Below are 22,538 nucleotides of genomic sequence, written 5' to 3' on the forward strand. Positions count from 1 at the left end.
ATAGAAAACACAGTTAGTAACTACTAAATGGTGGGTCTGGGAAGAGTTGAACCTCCGACCTCACGCTTATCAGGCGTGCGCTCTAACCACCTGAGCTACAGACCCATGATTTATTCAAGCTGAAGCTTTCATATTATCTGTAGGCACGATATCAATAAAAGTCTTTTTATTTGCTGACCTTCTAAAGCTGACCCAGCCTTCTATTTTAGCAAAAATCGTATGATCTTTACCTATACCAACATTCTTCCCAGGATGGAATTTTGTGCCTCTTTGGCGCACAATTATGTTACCAGGAATAACCTTCCCATTCTTCTTTATTCCTAACCTACGACCCGCTGAATCTCTACCATTACAGGAACTACCACCTGATTTTTTAGTTGCCATATCTTACCTCTTACTTTTGAAGACTAATTTCATTTATACGAAGAACAGTTATATACTGCCTATGACCAGTTTTCCTACGGTAATTTTTTCTTCTTTTCTTCTTAAAGATTATAATTTTTTCCCCCCTGCACTGCTCCAACACTTCAGCTTTAACAGTAGCATTAGATGAATAAGATAAGCCATTATTTGAAATACAAATCACCTTATTGATTTCCACCTCTTTTTTTTCTTCAGCTTCTAACTTCTCTACCTTTATTATACTACCTTCTTTTACTAAATATTGCTTTCCACCAGTCTCAATTACTGCAAACATGATAAATATAAATTATTGTTATTAACTTTAATCGTAAACGATGTCATATACGCTGTCAATATAAATAAAAAGCATGACTTAACGTTCTTTTTGAGCTACTAAAATACTTCTATCTGTTTTCATCTTTTATCTACCTTTTCTCAGACAGTAGACTTCTTGCATAACCTAAGCAGAAAAAAGGCAAATAGTTATTATAGCTCTAAGTTTACCGACACCGTCATGCAAGTAGCCCCTTCTCCTGTCATCCGAGTAGCTTGACACTGGTTCCTTTATGACGATGTCATCCAAGTGTCAGCTACTCGGATGACAAAAAAAGGAGCACTAGGATGACATCATCCTTTTTTGGGATTCCAGTGTCACGCACTGGGATGACAGCAGTCCTACGTCATACCGCGATTCATTCGCGGTATCTCAGCAATAGATCCCGCTAACAAGCAGCGGGATGACGATTGTCGTTTAGCCATAAACATTAAGGAATTTACCAAATGAAAAAAAAGGCAAAAGAAACCCTAGTCATTGTCTATTTTCAGTATTGGCGTTTTTTAAGTCTTAAACACTGCAATTTAGCTGCTTTTAATTGCAACTAACCTACGCTGCAAATGTTTAAGAAATTTACTAAGCAGAAAAAAAGACAAAGGACCCCCGAGTTAGCTAGTCTTTTACTATCTCTGTCGAGTATTGGCATTTTTTGATGTCTTGTAACGCTTTATAAGCGCGTTCAGCTTATTTAGATAAAAATCTAGATGTAGATGAAGTTTTGTAAAGACATACAGTATCTATATACTGCAAAAAATTAAACATAAGACGCCGATACATTAAGTAATCCTTACCTTTTAATCTGCAGATTGGCGAAAGCAAATACAATAGCTTCACTGTTATGATAAGGGGGCTGGCGGAGTTTGTCAAGGAAGTTTTTTTGTTTCTATTCCCAATAAAAGTTTGTTATATGGTTATGCAAGAAGTCTAATATTAAAAATGACACAACAACATAATTAAATTAGACTACTTTATTCTCTTAGTTACTTGCTTTTCTCTTGCTATTGCAAGGCTTTTTTCTGGTACATCCTCAACTATAACACTACCTGCTGCAATTACAGATTCATCATGAATATTAAGCGGCGCAATTAGTGAGCTATTGGCGCCAACAAAGCAATTGCTCCCTATATTCGTTTCATGTTTATTTTTCCCATCATAATTACAAACAATAGTGCCTGCTCCTATATTACTCTCCTGCCCTACTTTAGCATTTCCTATATAACTTAAGTGTTTTATTCTAGTGTTTTGACCAACTTCACTTGTTTTCACTTCCACAAAATTTCCTATTTTTGCCTTATTACCAATTGTTGTGTTTCCGCGTATTCTGGTAAATGGACCGACCTCAGCATTACTTTTAATTAAGCAATTTTCTAAATGCGAAAATGGCAGTATTTTCGCACCAGACTCTATTTTCACTCCAGTACCGAAAAAAACATATGGGTAAATAACTGAATCTCTGGCAATTTGCGTATCAAGAGAAAAGAAAACAGTCTCTGGTGCAACAAGCGTTACTCCGGAGTCGGTAAAAATTTTTCTTTTATTTTCTTGAAAGTAAAATTCAGCTTTTATAAGGTCATTTCTGTTATTTATTCCCGTTGCTTCTTCTCCACCGGTAATAACGTAACCGACATTTAAATTACTCTTCACTGCAATGGAAACTATATCGGTCAAGTAATATTCATGAGTTGAGCTATTGCACTCTATTTTCTCCACCAATTCACGTAAATTCTTTGCACATGCAACCATTATTCCAGCATTTGCAAGAAATTCTTCATGATTATTTTTATCACTCTTTGCTTCTACGATTTCTCTTAAGGAACCATTCTCAATAATTAACCTACCGTATTCTTTATTGCTTGTCCTAAAACCTAGGCAAATTAGAGCCTTGCCTTCTAAATAACTAATCATTTTAGTTATTGTGCTGCTTTTTATGAGCGGAGTATCCCCATACTGCACAACAACTATGCTTGAATCTGGCAATTCTCTTAGGTTTCTCATCGCAGTTTTGACCGCATCTCCCGTGCCAAGTGTTGATTCTTGTGTAATTAACTGTATATCCTCAAAGCACTTTAGTCTTTCAATTAAAGGCTGATCAACTACAACAGCAATATTTTCAGGATTTAACTGTTTTGCATTGTAAATGACATGCTGAAGCATGGAAAAATTGCCTATTTCGTGCAGAACCTTAGGCAAATCTGAATTCATCCGCCTGCCATGCCCGGCAGCAAGTATGATAAAAGTATGAGCTTTATTTATCACTTATCTTAAAGATGAAAAATGAAAACCGTAATGATCAAGCCAGCTGATTTTGTTGTCATAAAAGCTCCTCAAGTCGCTAATTTGATATTTTAGCATTGCAAGCCTTTCTATACCAATGCCAAACGCAAAACCGTTGTATTTAGTATGGTCTATTCCAACATTTTGAAATACATTTGGATGCGTCATACCGCATCCCAGTACTTCTATCCATTTACTACCTTTATAACTTATGTCCACTTCCGCAGAAGGCTCGGTAAAAGGGAAAAAACTATTACGAAAACGTATCTTCAGCCCTTTATCGCCAAAGAACTTATTAAGGAAGTGATGAATAGTAAATTTTAACTGGCCCATATTGACATTCTCATCGACATATAACCCCTCTATTTGATGGAACATAGGGGTGTGAGTTGCATCAAAGTCGTTTCTGTGTACTCTACCTGCGGCTACTATTTTAATTGGGAATTTTTTTGTTTTTTCCATGGTTCTAATCTGTACAGATGAGGTGTGAGTGCGCAGTACCATTCTTTTATCATCTATTTTATTCTTTAAGTAGAAGGTATCTTGCTCCTCTCGTGCAGGATGATGACTTGGAGTATTCAGTGCATCAAATACATGAAATTCATCTTCAATGTCAGGGCCATCAACTGCCTTAAAACCCATATGTGCAAAAATAAGCTTTACTTCATTTAGAACCTTACTGAGTGGATGGACCTTGCCCATTTTTTCTGGTCTAACGGGCAACGTGATATCAACCGCCTCGTTCTGCAATTTAAAGCTAACTTCTTCGGCTTTTAGTATATTTTCCTTATTCATTATAAGCTGATCTAGCTTATTACGTAAAACGTTGATAACTTCGCCTAAATCACGCTTTTTCTCTGCATTTTCTATCTTTTTTAAGTTATCAAAATACGCTCTAACTACACCCTTTTTTCCCAAATATAATAGTCTAACTTTTTCTAAATCTTGCAAAAAAGAAGCATTCTCAATTTCGGAAACTGCTTTATCTTCAAGTGAAAGTATGTCATCTAATAACTCTTTATTCATCTTAAAAACGCTGGCTTAAACTTTCATTATAGTGAAATTTTAAATATCATCAACAATTCGAAAAATTGCCCTATTCTGATTATTAATTTATTGACTGATTAATCTTTTTTATTTACCTTTGCGTTGATGAATTCACTGTATCAACTATGCACAACAGTAACACTGAAACTAAGAATAAGTATAAAATAGAGGATTTACCTAAGCTCTTTAAGGAAAAATCCAAAAACATAAGTAAAGCATTTTCTAGCGAAACAATTAAGATCAGTGCTATTCGCTCGAGAAGTATTGAAAGCAATATACAAAAATTTTCATTTGAGCTAACAGCAACAGATAAAGACACCTTTAATATAAGATTATTTCGAATAAACCCTTTAATTGATTTTTTCAAAATCTGTCTTCCTCAGGAAAAAAATTTTACAGTCAACATGAAAGTGCCGAAAGAAAGCAGTGAATTATATAATAACCACTGTAAAACTAACAGTTACAAAACTGTAGAAGAATTCATAAATAATGCTCCATCTCAAATTCTCTTACAAGGAGTAACAATAACACTACAAACAGATGTTAAAGACATTAACTTAGATAATTTGCACCAAATAGGGTCATTTTTAAATGAAAAGCTAAAACATGCAGAAAAAACTGAAAATGAGGAACGGAGTCAAGTTACACTACAAGTAAAAGAAGCAGAAAATAAAAACAGACAAGAACAGAGTGAAACTGAGCAAAAAAACGCACAAAATAGACAAATTGTACTATTTACAGGCTCGTTTGGCTTTAACATAGCAAGCAAAGTAAATTGTAAAGCTCCAGTGGTTACTGCTGCAATAAAAGCTAATATACCAAAATATAGAATCTTCCTTCCCTTATCTAATTTTTTTAATGATGTAATAAGGTTATCCCTTTTAAGAACACCAAAACTTTCTATACAGAGCAACAATATACCATTTGGTGTCATTCCAGCGCTTGACCAGAAAAAAAGAGACATGGATCCAAGTAGTATAGGAAATCTAATACCTCAAGAAGCAGAACAGAATGTAGGTCAAACTACTTCGCACACAGAGTATTTTAAAGCTAATAGAAAAAAATCGAAAAAGCAAGCTCAAGAACTACCAGAAGAAGAAAAACAACCTACCATAAAACAAGCACGAAATGATGCTAGAGTAGCTATGATAGATAACCAAATTGAGCACAGGGGAAAAAAACTCGATGAAATATTTATTGAAGTGATAAATGGATACAAAGATCAAGATCCAGAAACATTTCGCAATGTTTTTAACTCAATATTCAATATTATTTATTTTCAAGATAAACAATTACATGAAATCTTAGAGCCAGGCGAAATAACAGAAGTATTACAGATACTCGAAAGGCCACAACCTCTTAGTAACTCACTTTTAGGTAAAGAATATTTACAAAAACAAGTATATAGAAAAAAAGAGCAATTGCTTAAATTAGTTTCAGGTGTTTATATACAACAACCTTCTCCACAACATGAAAATACTCCTCATAAATCTACAAACCCTTTACCAATTAAAGATCCTTCACCAGCAACAAATGAAGCTAAAACTCTACCACCTACTAACATTGCACTCAAATCACCGTTAAAAACTGTATTTTCCTCAAAAAAGGCTTATTTTTGTCTATTTATAATAGTAGCATCTGCATCAACACTTTGCTTATGGCATTTTCCATCAGGAAAAGTGTCAATGTTAAAAGGATTAGTGCCACCAGAAAAAAGAGAAAGTATTGGGCTAGCATTGAACATAGGGTTACCAATATTAACTGCATTATGTGTTTTGAGTTTAGCTTACTTTATATATTCTGAGTATTCTATAGAATCTATTGAACAGAACAAATCTCCTTCTCGCATTTAAACTTATCCAAAATGTAAACAAGTTGTCCTAAGAGATCTTTCATGGTAAAATTATTTATTTTCACCATATGTTTAAAGGGATTATTACGGATATTGGAACTATAACTGATACTACCACTCACCCCAACTCTGATCAAATTTTCCATATCAAAACACAAAATTTATCCTCTATAAGTAAAGGAGATTCAATAGCTTGCTCTGGTGCGTGTTTAACTGTTGTTGATATAATGAGCGATATATTTACAGTCCAAGTGTCTCAAGAAACTATGAAGGTTGCTAACTTAAATACGTGGAAAATAGGGAAAAAAATAAACCTAGAACAAGCAATGAGATTAAGTGATAAGATCGATGGCCACCTGGTTCAGGGTCATGTTGATGGGATAGTAAAAATTTTAACAATTAATCAAAATTTAGATTCTCATGAAATCAAGCTATCGTGCTCACAAGAATTAATTAAATTTGTTGCAAAAAAAGGCTCCGTTACACTAAATGGGGTTTCCCTCACAGTGAACTCAGTTATCACCAGACCCCTTTCGAAATTTGTTTGTGGTGAGAAATTTTTAGGAGAAGCACAGGCGAGCACCGCAGAATACTTAAATGTATTTGAGGAGCACAGTCAAGCTTTGACAACAAAATTGCCATCAGAAATCGAATTTCAAAAGGGGTCTGCCGAATTTACAGTAAATATAATTCCCTACACATGGGAAAATACAACTTTTCAGTACAACAAAGTAAATGATTATTTGAATTTAGAAATTGACATGATCGCTAGGTATTTAGATCAATTGATGCAGCATAAATACAATTAATTTTACAACCTTGTTATTTACAACTATTATATCTTGAAAACCATATAGATATAAAACATGCTTTTCGATAGCCTAATTATCTTCATTGTTGTCCTATGCGTAATAATCTCGGTAACTAGAGGCTTTATAAAAGAGCTATGCGCACTAATGTTTCTATTTTTATCGGTCTTTCTGACAGCTAATCACTATGATTTTTTCACTCCAAATTATAGTAAATATTTTGATTCTAAAGTTACACTAAACATACTTTCTACAATCTCTGTATTTATTATACTTAATCTTATATTCATGATAATAAATAACTGGCTAATGTACATATTATCACCCATAAGGTTGGGGTTTATCGATAGAGTTACTGGAATCTTTCTCGGAGTGCTTAAAGGAATATTGCTCTCTTATGTATTATTTTTTGCTGTGCACTTATATTGCTACACAGTATATGACAAAAAAGAGGGAGAGTATAAAATAGAAGCAGAAGACATATTGTCTAATTGGATAATAAATTCACACTCTTATCAGGCTTTATTTGTGACAGCAGAAGAAGTAATTGACATGTATGTACCAGAGTCGTTGATACTAAAAATAAAAGAGATCGGTGGAGAAATGGTTGATCAAGAAAAACCTAAAAACAATAAAAAAGAAGAGTAAATATTTATTTATAAATATTTTCATTGGGAGTATTCAAAAAGCCATATGTGTCAGGTTAAGAGCACAGAATTTTTTACTGGAAATATTAATTTTGTTTTAGCAATAAATCAACTTAAGGTCATAATATCTTGACATTTATTTAATGTTGCTATATAATAGCTATGTACATTTTGTGTACTATAGCAATAAAATTACCTTGTAATAGGTGTATTGGACCCGAGGGCAGTACTCGGCGTCTCCACCATGTTTTTTAATTTATACGGGGACGAATAAGGATCGACATGCATAGTAAAGATGGTAGCTTTGCTCGGTTTGACACCACCGCTAAGAGTTCATAATTTAAATGCAAACGATAACTTTGCTGCTGGTAGTAATGAATGTTGTGTTGCTGCTTAATTTAGCACAATCAATTTATTACTAAAGCACGGTTCAGGGAACGCCGGGTAACAGAAGTTCCCCCAAAATTTACGTATGTGAAAGTTATATGGAGCAAACAGATTACAAAAAACTGCTTAATTCTGCTAAGTTTCAAGTTATCAAAAAGACTTTAGATGTTATATCAGGTAATGGTTTTATCCCTCACTTAGAAATATTATTTTTCACATATTTTAATGGTGTGACCATGCCCGATCGTTTGAAAAAGTCATACCCTACTCAAATGCTTATTATATTACAGCATCAATTCTATGATTTAAAAGTTTCTGAGGATAAATTTAGCGTCAGTTTGAGTTTTCAAGGAAAACAAGAGCGAATTACTATACCGTTTTTTGCTATTAGTGAGTTTCGTGATAAAATTTCAGGAGATGTTTTAATATTTGACAAAATCAGTATCGACTCTGATAAAGAATACAAAAGTGAAAAATGTACTGAAAAACTATCAAACGGTAGTATTATATCCATAGATCAACTGCGTGATGAGTAACTGCTCATCTTTATAAACAAAAAATATTAATAGAAAAAAGTGGTCTAACTTAAGTAATAGAATAGAGGGTAGATAAATATGCTAAATCTTTAATTATTTATTAACGCAGGTGGCAAAATTTTTCTTACATATCATCAACTTCCTTTATTGAAAAATTCAGAAAAATGTTGTATAATTATTAGTAGACTTTGGTAAAACATATGACAGATTCAGGAATTAGTATAACTTTTGACCCAAAAACTTCACATAACCTTACTAAGTTAGCTGAAATCACCAAGGAATCCGTTCAAGAACTAGCAAAAAGGTTAGTCATCGAAGGAATCGAGTGCGAAGTAGAAGATATTGCGTTATATAAAACTATTAAGGAATGTGAGGATGTAGGCTGGAACACAGTACTATCTGAAAGGGAGAGGACATAAACTGAAATACGATATTGTCTACTCAAAAAACTTTACTGAAAGAGATTTTCTAAATCTTCCAAAAACAATAAGATCAAGGATTACAAAAGCGATAAACGAGCGGCTTACAACTGATCCAATTAAATTTGGTAAACCATTACGTGGCAGGCTAAAAGGGTATAGAAGAATAAGGGTTAGTGATTATCGAATTATTTATACTGTAAATATTGCAAAACATAAGGTATTTGTTGCTACAGCAGGACATAGAGACACCATTTATGAGAAGGCTACTTGATAAACATTAAATATATTTTTATACAGCCCTCCTTCCTTCCTTTCTTTATTGAAAAATTAAAAAAAATGTTGTAAAATAGCTATAGTAGTAGACTTTGGTAAAACTTATGGTAAATTCAAAAGTTAGTGTAACTTTCAACCCAGAAACTTCGCAGCATCTTGTTGAACTAGCTAGAGCCACCAAGCAGTCTGTTCAAAAATTAACAGAAAAGCTAGTCAAGGAAGCAATCGAACTTGAAGCGGAAGATATTGCATTTTCCAAAATTATTAGGGAGTTAAATTCTGATGATGCAGAAGAAGTAGAGGATAGTGAAGACATCTGGAAATAAGCAATACACCATTAAATATCTAAAGCATGTTCTTAAAAGAAATTTGCCTTCCTTGCCGGAAGATGTAAAGCCAAGTATTAAAGATGCAATAAAAGAGTATCTTGAGACTGATCCTATTGGTAACGGTGTGTTGCTACGCAAGAGATTAAAGGAACATAGAAGAATAAAAGTTGCTGATGATTATCGTATTGTCTACCGTGTAAATATTGTAAAACGTATAGTAATTATTGTTTCAATAGGACACAGGGACAATATTTACAAGCAGGCAATATTGGACCTACTGAAACATTAAATATATTTTTATACACCACTCCTTTCTTTATTGAAAAATTAAAAAAAATGTTGTATAATTATTAGTGGACTTTGGTAAAACATATGGCAAATTCAGACATTAACATAGCTCTTAGCGAAGAAACTTTAAAGCATCTTGCTGAATTATCTGAATTTACTAAACAGCCCGTTCAAGAATTAGCAGGAAAACTATTTAGAGAAGCAGTTGAGCTTGAAATGGAGGATTTTTTAGTATCTAAAATTTCTGATGAGCGTGATGTTGAAGGTGCAGAAACAGTTGATTTTGAAGATATTAAGTGGGATTAGAGCGTTACAAGGTTAAGTCTCTAAAGAGTGTTGTTGAAAAAGATTTACCAAACCTTCCAAAGACAATAAGGCTAAGAGTTCAAAAGGCTATAAAAGAACGTCTTACAGTTGACCCAATAAATTTTGGTGAACCACTACATCATAACTTAAAAGGATGTAGAAGGCTAAGAGTTGGTGACTATCGTGTAATTTACAGAGTAAATCAATTAGATCATATAGTAACTATCACAGAGATAGGACATAGAGATGATATTTATAAGAAATAAATACCAACATTAATATATATTATACACCCCTCCTTCCTTGTCCATTCTCTACTTTAGGTGGCTTTGCCCAGCTCAAAAAATGAAGTTTTTTTTGGTTCAGCAAAAACAACATTTTGAGTTTGAAAAGGCTAAATACTTGTCTTTTATATAACTTTCGTGTAATAGATATGTATGCATCCAATCATATATCTACTCAATACGTTACTTGATCTTTATAGCTTCATTCTAATATGTTGGGTTGTCCTAAACTGGCTGGTTAAACTTAATATGGTGAACATATATAATGAAACTGTCAGTAGCATAATGCACATCTTGAACCAATTGACATATCCACCACTAAAGATTATTAGAAGATATATACCACCGTTCAACGGATTAGATTTATCTATAATGATATTGCTAATAACAATTCACTTTGTAAAATATACAGTAGCTTACTACTTTAGGTAGATGTTAAAAAAATATCTAAAATCAGCAATATATCTATCCCTTTTAATATATATATATATATCAGTTTTTAGCTATAACTATAAAGATCCTTCCTTAAACACGGCTACAAATGAGGAAGTGACAAATTTAGGTGGAATAGTAGGTTCATATTTAGCTGATATATTGGTTCAATTTCTTGGATTAACTAGTGTTACAATAGCTACAACCATAGTTTACTTGTTGATCTTCAGGCCAGCAAAAATACTGCTGAAAATTCTCTATTTAATATTAATCAATTTAGGGGTATGTGCTATATTACCACAACTTTCGCTAGGCATCACAGCAAGGTACAGACACAGTGGAATAATAGGGAATGCACTCGTTAATAACTGCCCGTTTTATGTATTTGTGATAGTAACATTAATAGGTCTTGTAGGATCTGTTGGTTGGAAGAGAGCAATTTACTCTCTATTCTTCTTATGTAAAAAAATAGCTTGCTTATTTGTAAATGTTCCATTCTTCAGATCACATAAAACTACTGAGTATTCAATTGCACCATTATTAGTAGAAGAAAAACATAGAACTAAAATCACTACTAAACAACAACCAAAAGAAAGACAGAAAAAAGCTACCGAAGAAATTTTCAGTGAGTTCGAATTTCCAAGCATTCATTTACTTTCCAAAGCAGAGGAGTCTTTGCAGAGAAAACAGCTGAATGAAATGGAGAGCAATAAAAATTTATCTCTGCTGGAACAAGTCCTGAGTGATTTTGGCGTGCAAGGAAAAATTATCAGTGTATGCTATGGGCCGGTTGTGACTTTATACAAACTTGAACCACAAGCTGGTACGAAATCTGCAAGAGTAATTGGCCTTGCAGATGACATTGCACGTTCGATGAGTGCACTCTCTGCACGTATTTCAATAATTCGTGGGCAAAATGCTATGGGAATAGAGTTGCCGAACAAGGAACGGGAAATTGTAATGCTGCGTGATTTGCTTGAATCACCAGAATACCAAAATGCAAACTTAAATCTTCCAATTGCGCTTGGCAAAGAAATAAGTGGAAAACCAGTTATTGCAGATCTAACTAAAATGCCTCACTTGCTCGTTGCTGGAACCACAGGGTCTGGTAAATCAGTTGCGATTAACACTATGATTCTTTCACTCGTTTATCGATTAAGTCCTGACGAATGCAAGATGATAATGATCGACCCCAAAATGCTTGAGCTTTCAATATATGATGCAATACCACATCTAATAACGCCAGTGGTAACAGAGCCAAAAAAGGCTGTAGTCGCTCTTAAGTGGATAGTGAAAGAAATGGAAAACCGCTATCGCATGATGTCGTATTTGAATGTACGCAATGTTATAAACTATAATCAAAAAATCACAGAAGCGATGAATAGTGGAATAGAATTGGAGCGCGTTGTGCAGATTGGCTTTAACTCAACAACAGGCAAACCTCTGTTTGAAAAAATACCAATCAAGATGGAAACATTTCCATATATTGTAGTGATCGTGGATGAAATGGCAGATTTGATGCTTGTTGCCGGCAAAGAAATAGAGTGCTCTATTCAACGCTTAGCTCAGATGGCTCGTGCTGCAGGAATACACATCATAATGGCAACACAACGCCCATCTGTGGATGTGATCACAGGTGTGATAAAGGCGAACTTTCCAACGAGAATCAGTTTTGCTGTTACTTCTAAGATAGATAGCCGTACAATACTTGGCGAACAAGGGGCTGAACAATTGCTCGGCATGGGTGACATGCTCTATATGGCCTCTGGTGGTAAGATCATTCGAGTTCACGGCCCATTTGTAAGTGATAATGAGGTGCAAGATATAGTTGATCATCTGAAAATGCAAGGTGAGCCAAACTACATGGAGGAAATCACTAAAGAAGATGAAAATTCTTCTACAGAGTCACACGATGAAACGGAGGATGAAGAAAATGACCTCTATAACCAAGCAGTGGCCATCATTCAAAGAGATCAAAAAGTTTCAACCAGTTACATTCAAAGGCAGCTTAGAATAGGCTATAACAGAGCAGCAAACATCGTTGAAAGAATGGAAAAGGAAGGTATTGTCAGCGCTCCAAATTACTCAGGGAAAAGAGAGATATTGGTTGAATAACAATCTTGTAATACCTTAATTTAAGTTTCCGCACTTTCAAAAAGCAAGTCAAACAAAATTATTAAAAGGTCAATACATAATGACAGTTAATTTAATAATAATTTAAACATTGGGAATGTAAAATTATAATATATTAATTAACTAGGGGGTTAAAATGGTAAAAGGAATTTTGTGCAATTGGTTAGGTGTAACAGAATTGCAAGAAAGTCAAAAAATCGATACTGAGCAGTTTGAAAAAGTTTTTGGTGCATTAAAAGAATGGCAAGAAGCTCAAAAGATAGATGCTGAGCAGTTTGAAAAAGTTTTTAGTGCATTAAAAGACAAGATTGGTACTGAGCAGTTTCAAGGTATGCAAGAGCACTTAAACGGCCTGCAAAAAAAAGTGGAAACACTTGCAGAGGCAGTAGCAGATCAAGAAAAAACACTACTAATTTGTACCATAGCCACTGCTGTTGCCGTAATAGCGATAACTAGTTTTGTTGCATTCTGTATCTATCAGGGAGTTAAGTGTGAAAGGGAGAAAGAAAAGAACTTGTCTAAAGATACACCAGACGCAAAACTTAATAATGTAGATGCTACCGATGGTACTAAAAAACTACGGAATGACTTAAAAGTTGACAAACATATAGCTGCATAACACTTTTCTTGAAAAGGTGTTACGCAACTTGTAACACCTTCCTCTTCTCTTAGCCTATGTAGATTTTTTGATAGTAAACATATCACTTTTTAGAAAAATATTTGTATTGTAAAGTTAGTAAAGATTCTGGTTTACTTAAAGTTTGTTAATTGCTATCTTTTAAAACACGATATTTACTATAGCACCATATGCTTAGGATTTTTTCTAAAGTTTTGTTTATATTAATGTTTTTGGTTTCTAGCTTTTTTACTGTGCATAGTGCTGGAGCTAAATCTAAGCTCAGTAAGAGATACATACCTCCTGGTAACCCTGGTGGTGCAAACTTTCATACAGATGAGGATTTTGCTGAGTCATATAAACTGTATGAGAAGCGTAGGGAATTGCTCAAGAAAAAAAAGTCACAAGATCGAGCTATAAATAAAGAAGATCTAATCAAAAAATTAAAAGAGAAAAAAATTGCTAGTCTTGATAATGAGCCAAATGACATGGAAGCGTGCATAGTCGACGATGAAGAGAGCGCTATGATAAATCAGCATGGTATTAATATCGCACGTTTAAAGGGTGCTGTATTTATAGATCAAGAGCCAGTTTCTCAGTATGAAAGTAAGCAGCATGAAAGTGAACAACAAGAAGGGAAGAAAGTTACTTCAACACGAGAAAAGAAAGTTTCTCCTATAAATATCACTATAAAAGAAACTCCTTCAAGAAGAACGTGCTCACATGATTCTATTGCTAATTTGGATAACGTAGATGCTTATAGTTTGAATGGTTCAAGTTCGTTTGGCAGCGTAGCTGACACAGTAAAATAGTATCACAATTAATAATATGCTAGATACAGACCTGATATTGAATGACGATGCATGTGAATTATCGCCAATTTCCAGGCACAAAACTCATGTTGTAGAAGTTGGAAAAGTAAAGATAGGCGGAAATAATCCTGTAGTTGTACAATCTATGGCGCTTGGTGTGCATATAGATTCTGATAATATAAAAAGTAGCGCAAAACATTATGCAAAAGAGATAACAGAACTAGCGCGTACAGGTTCAGAATTGGTGCGAATTGCCTTGAACTCAGAGGAGGTAGCAAGAGCAATACCTTATATAGTAGAAGAGATAAATAAAGAAGGTTTTGACGGTAAAATATTGGTAGGCTGCGGTCAATATGAGCTAGATAAATTAGTTCAAGATTATCCAGACAACATCAAAATGCTGGGTAAAATTAGAATCAATCCAGGCAATATAGGCTTTGGCGACAAACGTGATGAGAAGTTTGAAAGGGTGATAGAGTATGCAATAATGCACGATCTTCCGGTTAGAATTGGGGTAAATTGGGGTAGTCTTGATAAATACCTTTTGCAAAAATTGATGGATGAAAACTCTTCGCTTAGTAATTCAAGGCCTTCTGATGTTATACTGCGCAAAGCACTTGTAATGTCTGCTCTTGATAGTGCAAAAAAAGCTGAAGGAATTGGTCTAAATTCAAACAAAATAATCATTTCATGTAAAGTTAGCAAAGTGCAAGATTTAATTTTAGTTTATATGGCACTTGCAAAATCTTCCAATTATGCGCTGCATTTGGGTTTAACTGAGGCTGGTATGGGCAATAAAGGTGTGGTAAATACCGCAGCAGGGCTTACTTATTTATTGCAAAATGGCATTGGAGATACAATACGGGCTTCTTTGACTCAACGTCCTGGTGAATCGCGTACTAATGAAGTGGTGGTGTGTCAGGAAATATTGCAGTCTATAGGCTTGCGATATTTTAACCCTCAGGTTAATTCATGTCCTGGTTGTGGGCGCACGAGCAGCGATCGTTTTCGTATATTAACTGAAGAAGTGAATGGCTATATAAAAACTCATATGCCGATGTGGAAGAAAAAAAATCCAGGTGTAGAGCATATGAACATTGCTGTTATGGGATGCATAGTAAATGGTCCTGGAGAAAGCAAACACGCAAATTTGGGAATCAGCTTACCTGGATATGGAGAAAAACCTGTTTCAGCAGTCTACAAAAACGGCAAATATTTCAAAACTTTACAAGGTGATAATGTCTCTGAAGAATTTAAGGCAATTATTGATAATTATGTGAAGAAGCATTACACGTAACCTTTCACGGTTAATTATGACCTTACCCATAAATGGAAGAAGATCTGATAGGCTTTCATATACTTAACTTCAATATTAGCTTTTCTTGATCTCTGGTTTCCACCTTTAGTAACTTCTAGAGAAATTTTCTTTTTTACTGGCAGTTGAGTGATGCGTGTTTGCAAATCTGTTTTTCCGACTTCAGTACAGATATAGCATTTCTCATAATAGTCCAAACAGGTCATAGGAAGGCAGAATCAACAGCACGAAGAAAGGATTCGAATAGAGGAATGTTTTTCCTGGCTCTGTTTTTTATAGCAAACCAATGATGCTCAATTTTGTTGAAATCTGGAGAATAAGGCGGCAGATACAAAATTTCTGCACCAACCCCTTTAGCAAGCTCGATAATCTTATCAGACTTATGAAAAGTAGCATTGTCAAGAATGACAGTCTGTCCAGGTTCCAAGATCGGTGTCAAAAATTGCTCAAACCATCCATTAAAAACATCCATATTACAGTGGCCTTCAAAGGTTAACGGAACAACTATCTTTCTTCCACTTAAGGCTGCAACCATACTGATTCGTTGAGTTTTCTTTCCAGATTTTAAGGCATAAAACCGCTGTCCTTTCTGGCAATATCCGTAGGGGTAGTCTTCGGTGTTATCAATGCCAGACTCATCTATATACACTAAGTTTTTAGGTTCTTTTGTCGCTATAATTTTCAAAAATTCAGCACGTTTTTCTTCGTTTCTTTCCTTGTATCCATATGTCTTTTTTTGCGCGTAAATCCAATTTTTTTAAGGGCTCGATAGATCGTTTGGATACTAACGTTGTTCCAAAGTTTAGCCATTTCCGATAGAGTCTTTCCTCCGTGTTCTCTGGCAAATTTGGCAAAGGTATCCCAGTCGGTAATTTTGTGATTGTAACCCCCATTTCCAAGTTTTTTTGATTGAAAGTCTCCTGTTTCTTTTCTTCTTTGCTGCCACTCCCATAAAGTAGTTCGTCCAATCTTAAATCTTGCTGCCACTGTTTCTCTGCTTTCTCCTTCGTCTAGCGCTTCCATTGCTTTTTTTCTTAAATCATAACTATATGCTGCTGGCATTCAACCTCCTTATCATCATCTATCCTTATCCTATCACATCCGGACTTTTATCGAAAGAGCTATAAATCTTCTATTAGCTCGATTGCGGATTACATAAAAACTACCTAACGTCTCAGCCACCCATAAAAATTTGAAGATGTCTGCTTCCCTATCACCAAGGGTAACAAGTTGTACATTTGGAGGAAGGTTGTTTATAGTTTCTTTGAGAGCTGTTATCCACTTATAACTTTCTTTTTCTTCTATGGAGGTACGGTATTTTCTGTTTGCCTTTTCTTGTGCCGTTTCTTCTTCCCTAATAGAACGCGCCCAACATTGTTGGGAAGATAGACCTAAAGGTAATCCGTCTTTGCTAGGCACTATGCAACAGTAAACCCATTTTATGCTTTGTATAAGCTTTAGAAATACTGCCTAGTCTCTTGGTCTTTATATGAGAGTCAAAATCCAAATAACTGGATTCCAGTGTCAAGCACTGGAATGACACCGTTATAAAGGAACCAGTGTCAGCTACTTGAATGACACAGTCTTTGCTTAAACCCGTAACGTTCGTACATTTTGCTAAAAGTTCAAATATCAACATCATGCACGTTGAGTGCATTGCTATTAATAAAATCACGGCGTGGTTCAACTATATCACCCATTAGTATTGAAAATATGGAATCAGCTTCTTCACAATCTTTTATTTCAACCTTTAGTAAAGTTCTAGCCTCAGGATTTAACGTAGTATCCCATAGCTGATCAGCATTCATTTCACCAAGACCTTTAAATCTCTGCAGAGTTAAACCCTTTTTACCATAGTCCATTATTATTTTTGCAAGCGTACTTGGAGAAGTGATTCTTATTTCAGTTTCTTGTGACTTTAAAAATGAATCACCATTAAATAAATTACTTATACCATCAAGCAAACTTAATATGTTTTGCATATCTTTGCCTTCAAGCATACTAAGTGCAAATATATATTTGTCTGCCAATCCTTGAAACAATTTAGAGATATGAATTTCTTTTTCTTCATCTTTTATTTCCACTTCCCAAGTGTATTCGCTGTACATTAACTTCAAATACTTTAATATCTCATCAGCCGATGATAGAGCATTCTTTTTACTTAAAATTAGCAATGACTCTAAGAGATTTTGTGGTATTTCTCTATCATAATTTTTGCTAATATTAGAAGTGCTAACGCATTTATTCAAAATAAGGCGCAAGTTGTTAAATTCTGTAGCTGTACCACTTAGTGTTAATCTTTTAACTGCTGAGTTTATTATATACTCTTCAAAAGTTTCGTCATCTTTAATATAAGTGTCTTTGGCATTCTTTGTAACTTTATAGAGGGGTGGCTGTGCTATGTATAAGTAACCTTTTTCAATAACTTCACGCATATGTCTAAAAAAGAAAGTTAGAATCAAAGTTCTTATATGTGAACCATCAACATCTGCATCTGTCATGATGATAATTTTATGATATCTAGCTTTTTCAATATCGAAGTGTTCACTCCCTATTCCAGCACCAATTGCAGTAATTAAAGAGCCTATTTCTGCAGATGAAAAAATACGATCTAAACTTACACGTTCTACGTTTAGAATTTTTCCTCTTAAGGCAAGCACTGCTTGTGTTTTACGATTACGCCCCTGCTTTGCAGTACCACCTGCTGAATTACCCTCTACTATAAATAATTCCGATAACTCAGGAGCTTTTTCCTGACAATCAGCAAGCTTTCCTGGCAGAGTTGCAATATCAATATTGTTTTTGCTTTTAACTAGCTCGCGCGCTTTTCTTGCAGCTTCTCTTCCTTTTGCTGACCTGATTGCTCTTTCTACTATGCTTGCTGCCAATTTGGGATCAATTTCAAGGATTGTGCTCAATTTATCAGAAACTATACTTTCTACAACTGCACGTGCTTCAGAACTAACTAGTTTATCTTTTGTTTGTGAAGAAAACTTAGGATCAGGCATCTTAAGAGATAAAACACAAGTTAAACCTTCTCTAACGTCCTCTCCAGTTAAATTTACTTTTGCTTTCTTTAAAAACCCTTCATTAGTTGCATAGGTATTGATACATCTAGTTAGTGCAGATCTAAATCCTGCCAAATGCGTACCACCATCTCGTTGCCGTATATTATTAGTGAAACACAACATATTCTCATAGTAGGAATCATTCCATTCCATCGATATTTCCAAGCTGATGCCAAGATCTTCTGCATCTCCTTTCATACTGGCAATTTTAGTTACATGTGTCTTATTCTTATCTAAATACTGCACAAAATTTGCTGTACCAAAATTGTCTTTAGATTGATTGCTCTGATTGAAATGAGATTCTGTATATGGTTCATTGCGCAGATCACGTAAAGTAATGTCGATATTTGAATTTAAAAATGCTAATTCTCTTATACGACTTTCAAGCGTTGAGTAACTGAAATTAATGCCATTAAAAGTCTCTGTTGATGGCATGAACGTGACTTTAGTTCCTCTTTTGTTTGTATTTTCGTTGACTACCTTTAAAGGTTCAATAGACTCACCATCTTCAAAACGCATAAAGTGTTCTTTCTTATTGCGCCAAATAATTAATTCCAACCAGCTTGATAATGCATTCACAACTGAGATTCCAACACCATGTAATCCCCCAGAAACTTTATAGGTATTGCTGTCAAATTTACCACCAGCATGGAGTTGAGTCATTATTACCTCTGCTGCTGATATTCCTTCTTCTTCATGAATGTCAGTTGGAATGCCACGACCATTATCAGTTACAGATACTGAACCATCTTTATTTATGCTAACTTCAATTTGATCACAATATCCAGCTAAAGATTCATCTATTGCGTTATCAACAACCTCATATACCATGTGGTGCAAGCCAGATCCATCGTCAGTGTTACCAATGTACATACCTGGACGTTTCCTTACAGCATCAAGACCCCTTAAGATTTTTATTGCATCGGCATTATAACTATTTTCCATGGTATTGCTTCGTTTATGAATGTTAATTAATATTACATTCATATATGCTGATTAGCAACATTTTTAAACTGATAACCCATATTAAAAGCACAACTTTACGAATGTTTATTTTTGAAGACAGCAAATAGTGTCATTCCGATGTGTCTTCCATAACTGTACGAACATTCATTTTTGAAGGTAAATTGCACAACAGATGATGTCATTCCAGTGCTTGACACTGGAATCCAGAAATTTTGCTTATAACTGAGCTGATGAGCTAAAGGTAGTTGTCTTACGCTAAAACAAACGTTTTTAATTAAGTTGCATAGAAGCTGGATCCCAGATACTGTCTCTGCTGTCAAACAAATTATCCAACAAAATTACAATTAAATGGTTGATTATTTTTAAGAATACCAAAAAAGACATGCATTAATTTTCGCATTAACGCAAGAACTATGACTTTTGGACATTTGCCTTTACTTGCTAGACGCTGACAAAACTTTTGAAAATGATTATTATGGTTTTTGACTACTATAGCTGGCATATAAAGAGCTTTTCGAATACGCTCAGATCCTATTTTGCATATGCAACTTCTCTTACTTACTGACGATCCCGATTGATAATGTCCTGGATTTAGACCAGCAAAAGCTGTAAATTGTTTAGCATTGTCAAAGTTATCAACTGATGGCATTTCTGCGACAACAGCAACAGCAGTAAGATATCCTATACCTTTTATAGTCTTAAGGTTTTCCACCATATTTTTTAGATGTGGATAGTTATTTATATGCTCATTAATTTCTTTTTCGAGAACAATAATTTGCTCCTCTATTGCCAAAATTACTTTAGATATAGCTTCTTTGCAACTGGAATGCATATTTTTGTTTTCCAAGCGATTTGTCTGTTGCACCTTATCATCTTTTAGCGATTGCATGCAACGGTAAAGCTCCCTCAAATGCCTCATTTCAGGTGCAATGGGCTTCCAAAGAGCAGGTTTGTTGGCGATACAAAATCTAGCTATCATAGCTGCATCTGATTTATCTGTCTTATTTCTGAGCAGCTCACTTTTGCCAAAAGCTTTGATTTGGGCTGGGTTTACTATACTGACATTATGTCCTAAATCGTGCATAAAAGTAGCCAAATCTTCTCCATACCAACTAGTTGCTTCAAGACATAAATGAGTAAGATTTGCTCCATGGCCATTGCACCAAACTACAAGTTTTGCAAAACCATCTTGATTATTTTGAAAGACTTTGTGTCGTTTTTTACTGTCCACTAACAAACAAACATCAAATTTCTTTTTTGAAATATCCACACCCAAAATAGCATTTACTTGCATAAAATTGCCTCCAAGACTATAAATAAACTGAGAGTTTAGACTAACCTTGTAATACGGGATATAATTCCAAAAGATACTGTTCAGTCTTTAACTCTATGGGAGGGAAGCAAAATCTGGCTTAATGGCATTAGTGTCGCATCAGCTTCACCCTCCCTGTGAGGTATTTTAGCTCTAATGCCTCACATCATAAAGATACAAGTGTCACGCACTGGGATGACACCCCACTGGTGGGAATTGCTCCCAAACTACAACGTTCGTGCAGTTGTGTGTGTCTTCCCATGGAGATTGCTCTCAAATCATAATGCTCATGCAGTTGCATGCTCGACTAATTAACAGAAAAATCTATAATTCAGTTTACGTATTTTCTTATCTCAGCCAAAATCTTATCAGATTGACTTTCGTCTGAATTTAAATCAGCTGCAAAGTGTGTAACATATTTTCCTCCAGGGCCAATAAGGTACATTATTGAAGAATGGTTGATTTCTTCTTCTCCACCAACTTTGCTAGCATATACTTTATACTTTGCAATTACTTCGTCTATTTTTTCTCTTTCACCAGTTAACATTTGTATTCTGTGGTCAAATTGCTGCTGAAATTCTTTAAGTCTTTCCGTGCTATCGCGCTCAGGATCGACTGTGATGAAGAATGTTTGTAGCTTGTTGTTAGTTTTCTCATCTAACTTTGCAAGTGTTTCTGAAATTATTCCAAGGTTCATAGGGCAAATTCTTTTGCATGAGGAAAACCCAAAGAAAATCATCATGTATTTATCTTTAAAATCACTACTGCGCAAGATCTGTCCGTCCTGATTAATTAAAGAAAAATCTCCGCCTATCTTAACTTCTGCGTTGTGAATCGCTGCTGGGGCAAATATGCCTTTTTTAGTGAAATAACAATAACCTAAAAAAACAACTGCTAATGCTGCTAGCACATTAGATAATAATCTTATAAACCTTACCATTAGAATGCTCTCAGTAAAATTGAATTGTATCTTTATTGGTTAACCTATTCAATATATTTATTCCAAAGTGTATTGTTAATTTTGTCTAACAGTTTCTTATGTTCATCAATTTCTTCACTATTTGGTAAATGTTCTCTGGGAGTTAGATTACGTACTTTATGCTGAACGAATGTGGAGTTACTGTCCTGATTGCATTCATTATCAAACAGAAAGGTTTGTAACCCTCCTGTAAGTTCAACATATACCTTTGCAAGCAATTGAGCATCAACTAGTGCTCCGTGCAATTCTCTATTCTCTAGCGATATATCAAAACGCTTACATAATGCATTCAAAGAAGCAGGTGATCCTGCGAATTTTTTCCTCGCAAGAGGTAATGTATCTAGCACTCTGTCTGAGGAAATTAACCCAGCATTCAGCTTGCTTAACTCCATGTTAAGGAACTTAACATCGAATTCAGCGTTGTGAATTACCAAAATATCATTAGATATAAAGTCAAGAAATTCAAGTGCAACATCTGAAAATAATGGTTTATCTTCTAAAAATTCTTCACTAATACCGTGAATCTTAAACGAGTGATAAGGTATATCTCTTTCTGGATTAAGGTACCGATGGAATACTTTACCTGTTGGAATGCGGTTAATTAATTCCACACACCCTATTTCAATAATTCGATGACCAGATTCAGTGTCAAGACCTGTCGTTTCAGTGTCAAGTACTATTTCGCGTAGCTTGCTTTCCATTTCAAATAAAACTC

Annotated in this window: 27 protein-coding genes, 1 tRNA gene and 1 other RNA gene; 16 read left to right on the top strand and 13 right to left on the bottom strand. The window is 34.7% G+C overall.

Annotation, left to right across the window (positions count from 1 at the left end; all coding sequences use genetic code 11):
- Positions 1–28 precede the first annotated feature (28 nt).
- From OOL03_RS02785 to pheS, 5 genes are all read right to left on the bottom strand, one after another.
- Positions 29–105: transfer RNA gene (locus OOL03_RS02785), tRNA-Ile, on the bottom strand.
- A 9-nt stretch (positions 106–114) separates the two neighbouring features.
- Positions 115–384 carry a 50S ribosomal protein L27 gene (rpmA, locus tag OOL03_RS02790; RefSeq protein ID WP_006279564.1) on the bottom strand — a complete coding sequence of 90 codons (270 nt, stop codon included), beginning with the start codon at positions 382–384 and terminating at the stop codon, positions 115–117.
- A gap of 10 nt (positions 385–394) precedes the next feature.
- Positions 395–697 (bottom strand): 50S ribosomal protein L21, encoded by a 303-nt coding sequence (gene rplU / locus OOL03_RS02795; RefSeq protein ID WP_006279565.1) that lies wholly within the window; start codon positions 695–697, stop codon positions 395–397.
- Between the two features lie 1,002 nt (positions 698–1,699).
- Entirely contained in the window at positions 1,700–2,992 is a 1,293-nt protein-coding gene (glmU, locus tag OOL03_RS02800) for a bifunctional UDP-N-acetylglucosamine diphosphorylase/glucosamine-1-phosphate N-acetyltransferase GlmU (protein ID WP_264707592.1), read from the bottom strand.
- Positions 2,993–4,036 (bottom strand): phenylalanine--tRNA ligase subunit alpha, encoded by a 1,044-nt coding sequence (gene pheS / locus OOL03_RS02805; RefSeq protein WP_264707593.1) that lies wholly within the window; start codon positions 4,034–4,036, stop codon positions 2,993–2,995.
- 146 nt (positions 4,037–4,182) lie between these two features.
- Between pheS and OOL03_RS02810 the strand changes: the two genes are divergently transcribed.
- The 16 genes from OOL03_RS02810 to ispG all read left to right on the top strand — a co-directional run bounded on the left by OOL03_RS02810 (position 4,183) and on the right by ispG (position 15,480).
- A complete protein-coding gene (locus OOL03_RS02810) occupies positions 4,183–5,910 on the top strand; it encodes a hypothetical protein (protein ID WP_264707594.1) in 1,728 nt (575 codons plus the stop codon).
- Between the two features lie 67 nt (positions 5,911–5,977).
- On the top strand, positions 5,978–6,718 hold the full coding sequence (locus tag OOL03_RS02815) for a riboflavin synthase (protein ID WP_264705558.1): 741 nt from the start codon (positions 5,978–5,980) through the stop codon (positions 6,716–6,718).
- Positions 6,719–6,775: 57 nt separating this feature from the next.
- Positions 6,776–7,366: a CvpA family protein gene (locus OOL03_RS02820; protein ID WP_264707595.1), complete on the top strand. Its 591-nt coding sequence runs from the start codon at positions 6,776–6,778 to the stop codon at positions 7,364–7,366.
- Between the two features lie 124 nt (positions 7,367–7,490).
- Positions 7,491–7,827, top strand: a transfer-messenger RNA (tmRNA) gene (gene ssrA, locus OOL03_RS02825).
- A 23-nt stretch (positions 7,828–7,850) separates the two neighbouring features.
- Positions 7,851–8,288 carry a ClpXP protease specificity-enhancing factor SspB gene (locus tag OOL03_RS02830; protein ID WP_006279412.1) on the top strand — a complete coding sequence of 146 codons (438 nt, stop codon included), beginning with the start codon at positions 7,851–7,853 and terminating at the stop codon, positions 8,286–8,288.
- Between the two features lie 200 nt (positions 8,289–8,488).
- Positions 8,489–8,707, top strand: coding sequence for a hypothetical protein (locus OOL03_RS02835; protein ID WP_264707596.1), 219 nt, complete (start codon positions 8,489–8,491; stop codon positions 8,705–8,707).
- Between the two features lie 13 nt (positions 8,708–8,720).
- Complete coding sequence (locus OOL03_RS02840) at positions 8,721–8,981, top strand: type II toxin-antitoxin system RelE family toxin (RefSeq protein WP_255324035.1); 261 nt, start codon at positions 8,721–8,723, stop codon at positions 8,979–8,981.
- A gap of 106 nt (positions 8,982–9,087) precedes the next feature.
- On the top strand, positions 9,088–9,309 hold the full coding sequence (locus tag OOL03_RS02845) for a hypothetical protein (RefSeq protein WP_095742622.1): 222 nt from the start codon (positions 9,088–9,090) through the stop codon (positions 9,307–9,309).
- A 43-nt stretch (positions 9,310–9,352) separates the two neighbouring features.
- Positions 9,353–9,601, top strand: coding sequence for a type II toxin-antitoxin system RelE family toxin (locus OOL03_RS02850; RefSeq protein WP_264707597.1), 249 nt, complete (start codon positions 9,353–9,355; stop codon positions 9,599–9,601).
- Between the two features lie 83 nt (positions 9,602–9,684).
- Complete coding sequence (locus OOL03_RS02855) at positions 9,685–9,906, top strand: hypothetical protein (RefSeq protein WP_264707598.1); 222 nt, start codon at positions 9,685–9,687, stop codon at positions 9,904–9,906.
- A complete protein-coding gene (locus OOL03_RS02860; RefSeq protein WP_015588829.1) occupies positions 9,897–10,172 on the top strand; it encodes a type II toxin-antitoxin system RelE family toxin in 276 nt (91 codons plus the stop codon). The genes OOL03_RS02855 and OOL03_RS02860 overlap by 10 nt, the downstream gene beginning before the upstream one ends.
- Positions 10,173–10,343: 171 nt before the next feature.
- Positions 10,344–10,622: a YggT family protein gene (locus OOL03_RS02865; protein ID WP_006279515.1), complete on the top strand. Its 279-nt coding sequence runs from the start codon at positions 10,344–10,346 to the stop codon at positions 10,620–10,622.
- A complete protein-coding gene (locus OOL03_RS02870; protein WP_264707599.1) occupies positions 10,623–12,737 on the top strand; it encodes an FtsK/SpoIIIE family DNA translocase in 2,115 nt (704 codons plus the stop codon).
- Between the two features lie 154 nt (positions 12,738–12,891).
- A complete protein-coding gene (locus OOL03_RS02875; protein ID WP_264707600.1) occupies positions 12,892–13,374 on the top strand; it encodes a hypothetical protein in 483 nt (160 codons plus the stop codon).
- 188 nt (positions 13,375–13,562) lie between these two features.
- Positions 13,563–14,183, top strand: a complete 621-nt coding sequence (locus OOL03_RS02880) for a TRP75-related protein (RefSeq protein ID WP_065094679.1) — start codon at positions 13,563–13,565, stop codon at positions 14,181–14,183.
- Positions 14,184–14,199: 16 nt separating this feature from the next.
- Positions 14,200–15,480 carry a flavodoxin-dependent (E)-4-hydroxy-3-methylbut-2-enyl-diphosphate synthase gene (ispG, locus tag OOL03_RS02885; protein WP_077188516.1) on the top strand — a complete coding sequence of 427 codons (1,281 nt, stop codon included), beginning with the start codon at positions 14,200–14,202 and terminating at the stop codon, positions 15,478–15,480.
- A 14-nt stretch (positions 15,481–15,494) separates the two neighbouring features.
- On the opposite strand, the gene OOL03_RS02890 is transcribed toward ispG, so the two are convergent.
- The 8 genes from OOL03_RS02890 to dnaQ form a co-directional block, all read right to left on the bottom strand.
- Positions 15,495–15,704, bottom strand: coding sequence for a hypothetical protein (locus OOL03_RS02890; RefSeq protein ID WP_264707601.1), 210 nt, complete (start codon positions 15,702–15,704; stop codon positions 15,495–15,497).
- Positions 15,701–16,560 (bottom strand): IS630 family transposase gene (locus tag OOL03_RS02895; RefSeq protein ID WP_264707034.1). Its coding sequence is split into 2 segments (ribosomal slippage): positions 15,701–16,236 and positions 16,236–16,560, totalling 861 coding nucleotides; the frame shifts between segments, so codons are not numbered across the junction. The genes OOL03_RS02890 and OOL03_RS02895 overlap by 4 nt, the downstream gene beginning before the upstream one ends.
- A gap of 33 nt (positions 16,561–16,593) precedes the next feature.
- Positions 16,594–16,917, bottom strand: a complete 324-nt coding sequence (locus OOL03_RS02900) for a hypothetical protein (protein WP_264707602.1) — start codon at positions 16,915–16,917, stop codon at positions 16,594–16,596.
- 206 nt (positions 16,918–17,123) lie between these two features.
- A complete protein-coding gene (gene gyrB, locus OOL03_RS02905) occupies positions 17,124–19,511 on the bottom strand; it encodes a DNA topoisomerase (ATP-hydrolyzing) subunit B (protein WP_264707603.1) in 2,388 nt (795 codons plus the stop codon).
- 95 nt (positions 19,512–19,606) lie between these two features.
- Positions 19,607–19,852 carry a hypothetical protein gene (locus OOL03_RS02910; protein ID WP_264707604.1) on the bottom strand — a complete coding sequence of 82 codons (246 nt, stop codon included), beginning with the start codon at positions 19,850–19,852 and terminating at the stop codon, positions 19,607–19,609.
- Between the two features lie 5 nt (positions 19,853–19,857).
- The gene (locus OOL03_RS02915; RefSeq protein ID WP_236514440.1) at positions 19,858–20,826 is read right to left on the bottom strand and encodes an IS110 family RNA-guided transposase; all 969 of its coding nucleotides are present in this window, start codon (positions 20,824–20,826) and stop codon (positions 19,858–19,860) included.
- 349 nt (positions 20,827–21,175) lie between these two features.
- Positions 21,176–21,784 carry an SCO family protein gene (locus tag OOL03_RS02920; RefSeq protein WP_010962368.1) on the bottom strand — a complete coding sequence of 203 codons (609 nt, stop codon included), beginning with the start codon at positions 21,782–21,784 and terminating at the stop codon, positions 21,176–21,178.
- A 44-nt stretch (positions 21,785–21,828) separates the two neighbouring features.
- Positions 21,829–22,524 carry a DNA polymerase III subunit epsilon gene (dnaQ, locus tag OOL03_RS02925; RefSeq protein WP_065094937.1) on the bottom strand — a complete coding sequence of 232 codons (696 nt, stop codon included), beginning with the start codon at positions 22,522–22,524 and terminating at the stop codon, positions 21,829–21,831.
- Positions 22,525–22,538 lie beyond the last annotated feature (14 nt).

Source organism: Wolbachia endosymbiont (group A) of Acrocera orbiculus, from assembly GCF_947250015.1.
Classification (GTDB): Bacteria; Pseudomonadota; Alphaproteobacteria; order Rickettsiales; family Anaplasmataceae; genus Wolbachia; species Wolbachia pipientis.

Bases quoted from the DNA above. Each gene is read 5' to 3' on its own strand.
- rplU (WP_006279565.1), bottom strand. From the start codon at position 697: ATGTTTGCAGTAATTGAGACTGGTGGAAAGCAATATTTAGTAAAAGAA.
- OOL03_RS02890 (WP_264707601.1), bottom strand. From the start codon at position 15,704: ATGACCTGTTTGGACTATTATGAGAAATGCTATATCTGTACTGAAGTC.
- OOL03_RS02875 (WP_264707600.1), top strand. From the start codon at position 12,892: ATGGTAAAAGGAATTTTGTGCAATTGGTTAGGTGTAACAGAATTGCAA.
- OOL03_RS02920 (WP_010962368.1), bottom strand. From the start codon at position 21,784: ATGGTAAGGTTTATAAGATTATTATCTAATGTGCTAGCAGCATTAGCA.
- OOL03_RS02870 (WP_264707599.1), top strand. From the start codon at position 10,623: ATGTTAAAAAAATATCTAAAATCAGCAATATATCTATCCCTTTTAATA.
- rpmA (WP_006279564.1), bottom strand. From the start codon at position 384: ATGGCAACTAAAAAATCAGGTGGTAGTTCCTGTAATGGTAGAGATTCA.
- OOL03_RS02830 (WP_006279412.1), top strand. From the start codon at position 7,851: ATGGAGCAAACAGATTACAAAAAACTGCTTAATTCTGCTAAGTTTCAA.
- ispG (WP_077188516.1), top strand. From the start codon at position 14,200: ATGCTAGATACAGACCTGATATTGAATGACGATGCATGTGAATTATCG.
- OOL03_RS02865 (WP_006279515.1), top strand. From the start codon at position 10,344: ATGCATCCAATCATATATCTACTCAATACGTTACTTGATCTTTATAGC.
- gyrB (WP_264707603.1), bottom strand. From the start codon at position 19,511: ATGGAAAATAGTTATAATGCCGATGCAATAAAAATCTTAAGGGGTCTT.
- OOL03_RS02880 (WP_065094679.1), top strand. From the start codon at position 13,563: ATGCTTAGGATTTTTTCTAAAGTTTTGTTTATATTAATGTTTTTGGTT.
- OOL03_RS02835 (WP_264707596.1), top strand. From the start codon at position 8,489: ATGACAGATTCAGGAATTAGTATAACTTTTGACCCAAAAACTTCACAT.
- OOL03_RS02855 (WP_264707598.1), top strand. From the start codon at position 9,685: ATGGCAAATTCAGACATTAACATAGCTCTTAGCGAAGAAACTTTAAAG.
- dnaQ (WP_065094937.1), bottom strand. From the start codon at position 22,524: ATGGAAAGCAAGCTACGCGAAATAGTACTTGACACTGAAACGACAGGT.
- OOL03_RS02815 (WP_264705558.1), top strand. From the start codon at position 5,978: ATGTTTAAAGGGATTATTACGGATATTGGAACTATAACTGATACTACC.
- OOL03_RS02820 (WP_264707595.1), top strand. From the start codon at position 6,776: ATGCTTTTCGATAGCCTAATTATCTTCATTGTTGTCCTATGCGTAATA.
- OOL03_RS02845 (WP_095742622.1), top strand. From the start codon at position 9,088: ATGGTAAATTCAAAAGTTAGTGTAACTTTCAACCCAGAAACTTCGCAG.
- OOL03_RS02915 (WP_236514440.1), bottom strand. From the start codon at position 20,826: ATGCAAGTAAATGCTATTTTGGGTGTGGATATTTCAAAAAAGAAATTT.
- OOL03_RS02810 (WP_264707594.1), top strand. From the start codon at position 4,183: ATGCACAACAGTAACACTGAAACTAAGAATAAGTATAAAATAGAGGAT.
- pheS (WP_264707593.1), bottom strand. From the start codon at position 4,036: ATGAATAAAGAGTTATTAGATGACATACTTTCACTTGAAGATAAAGCA.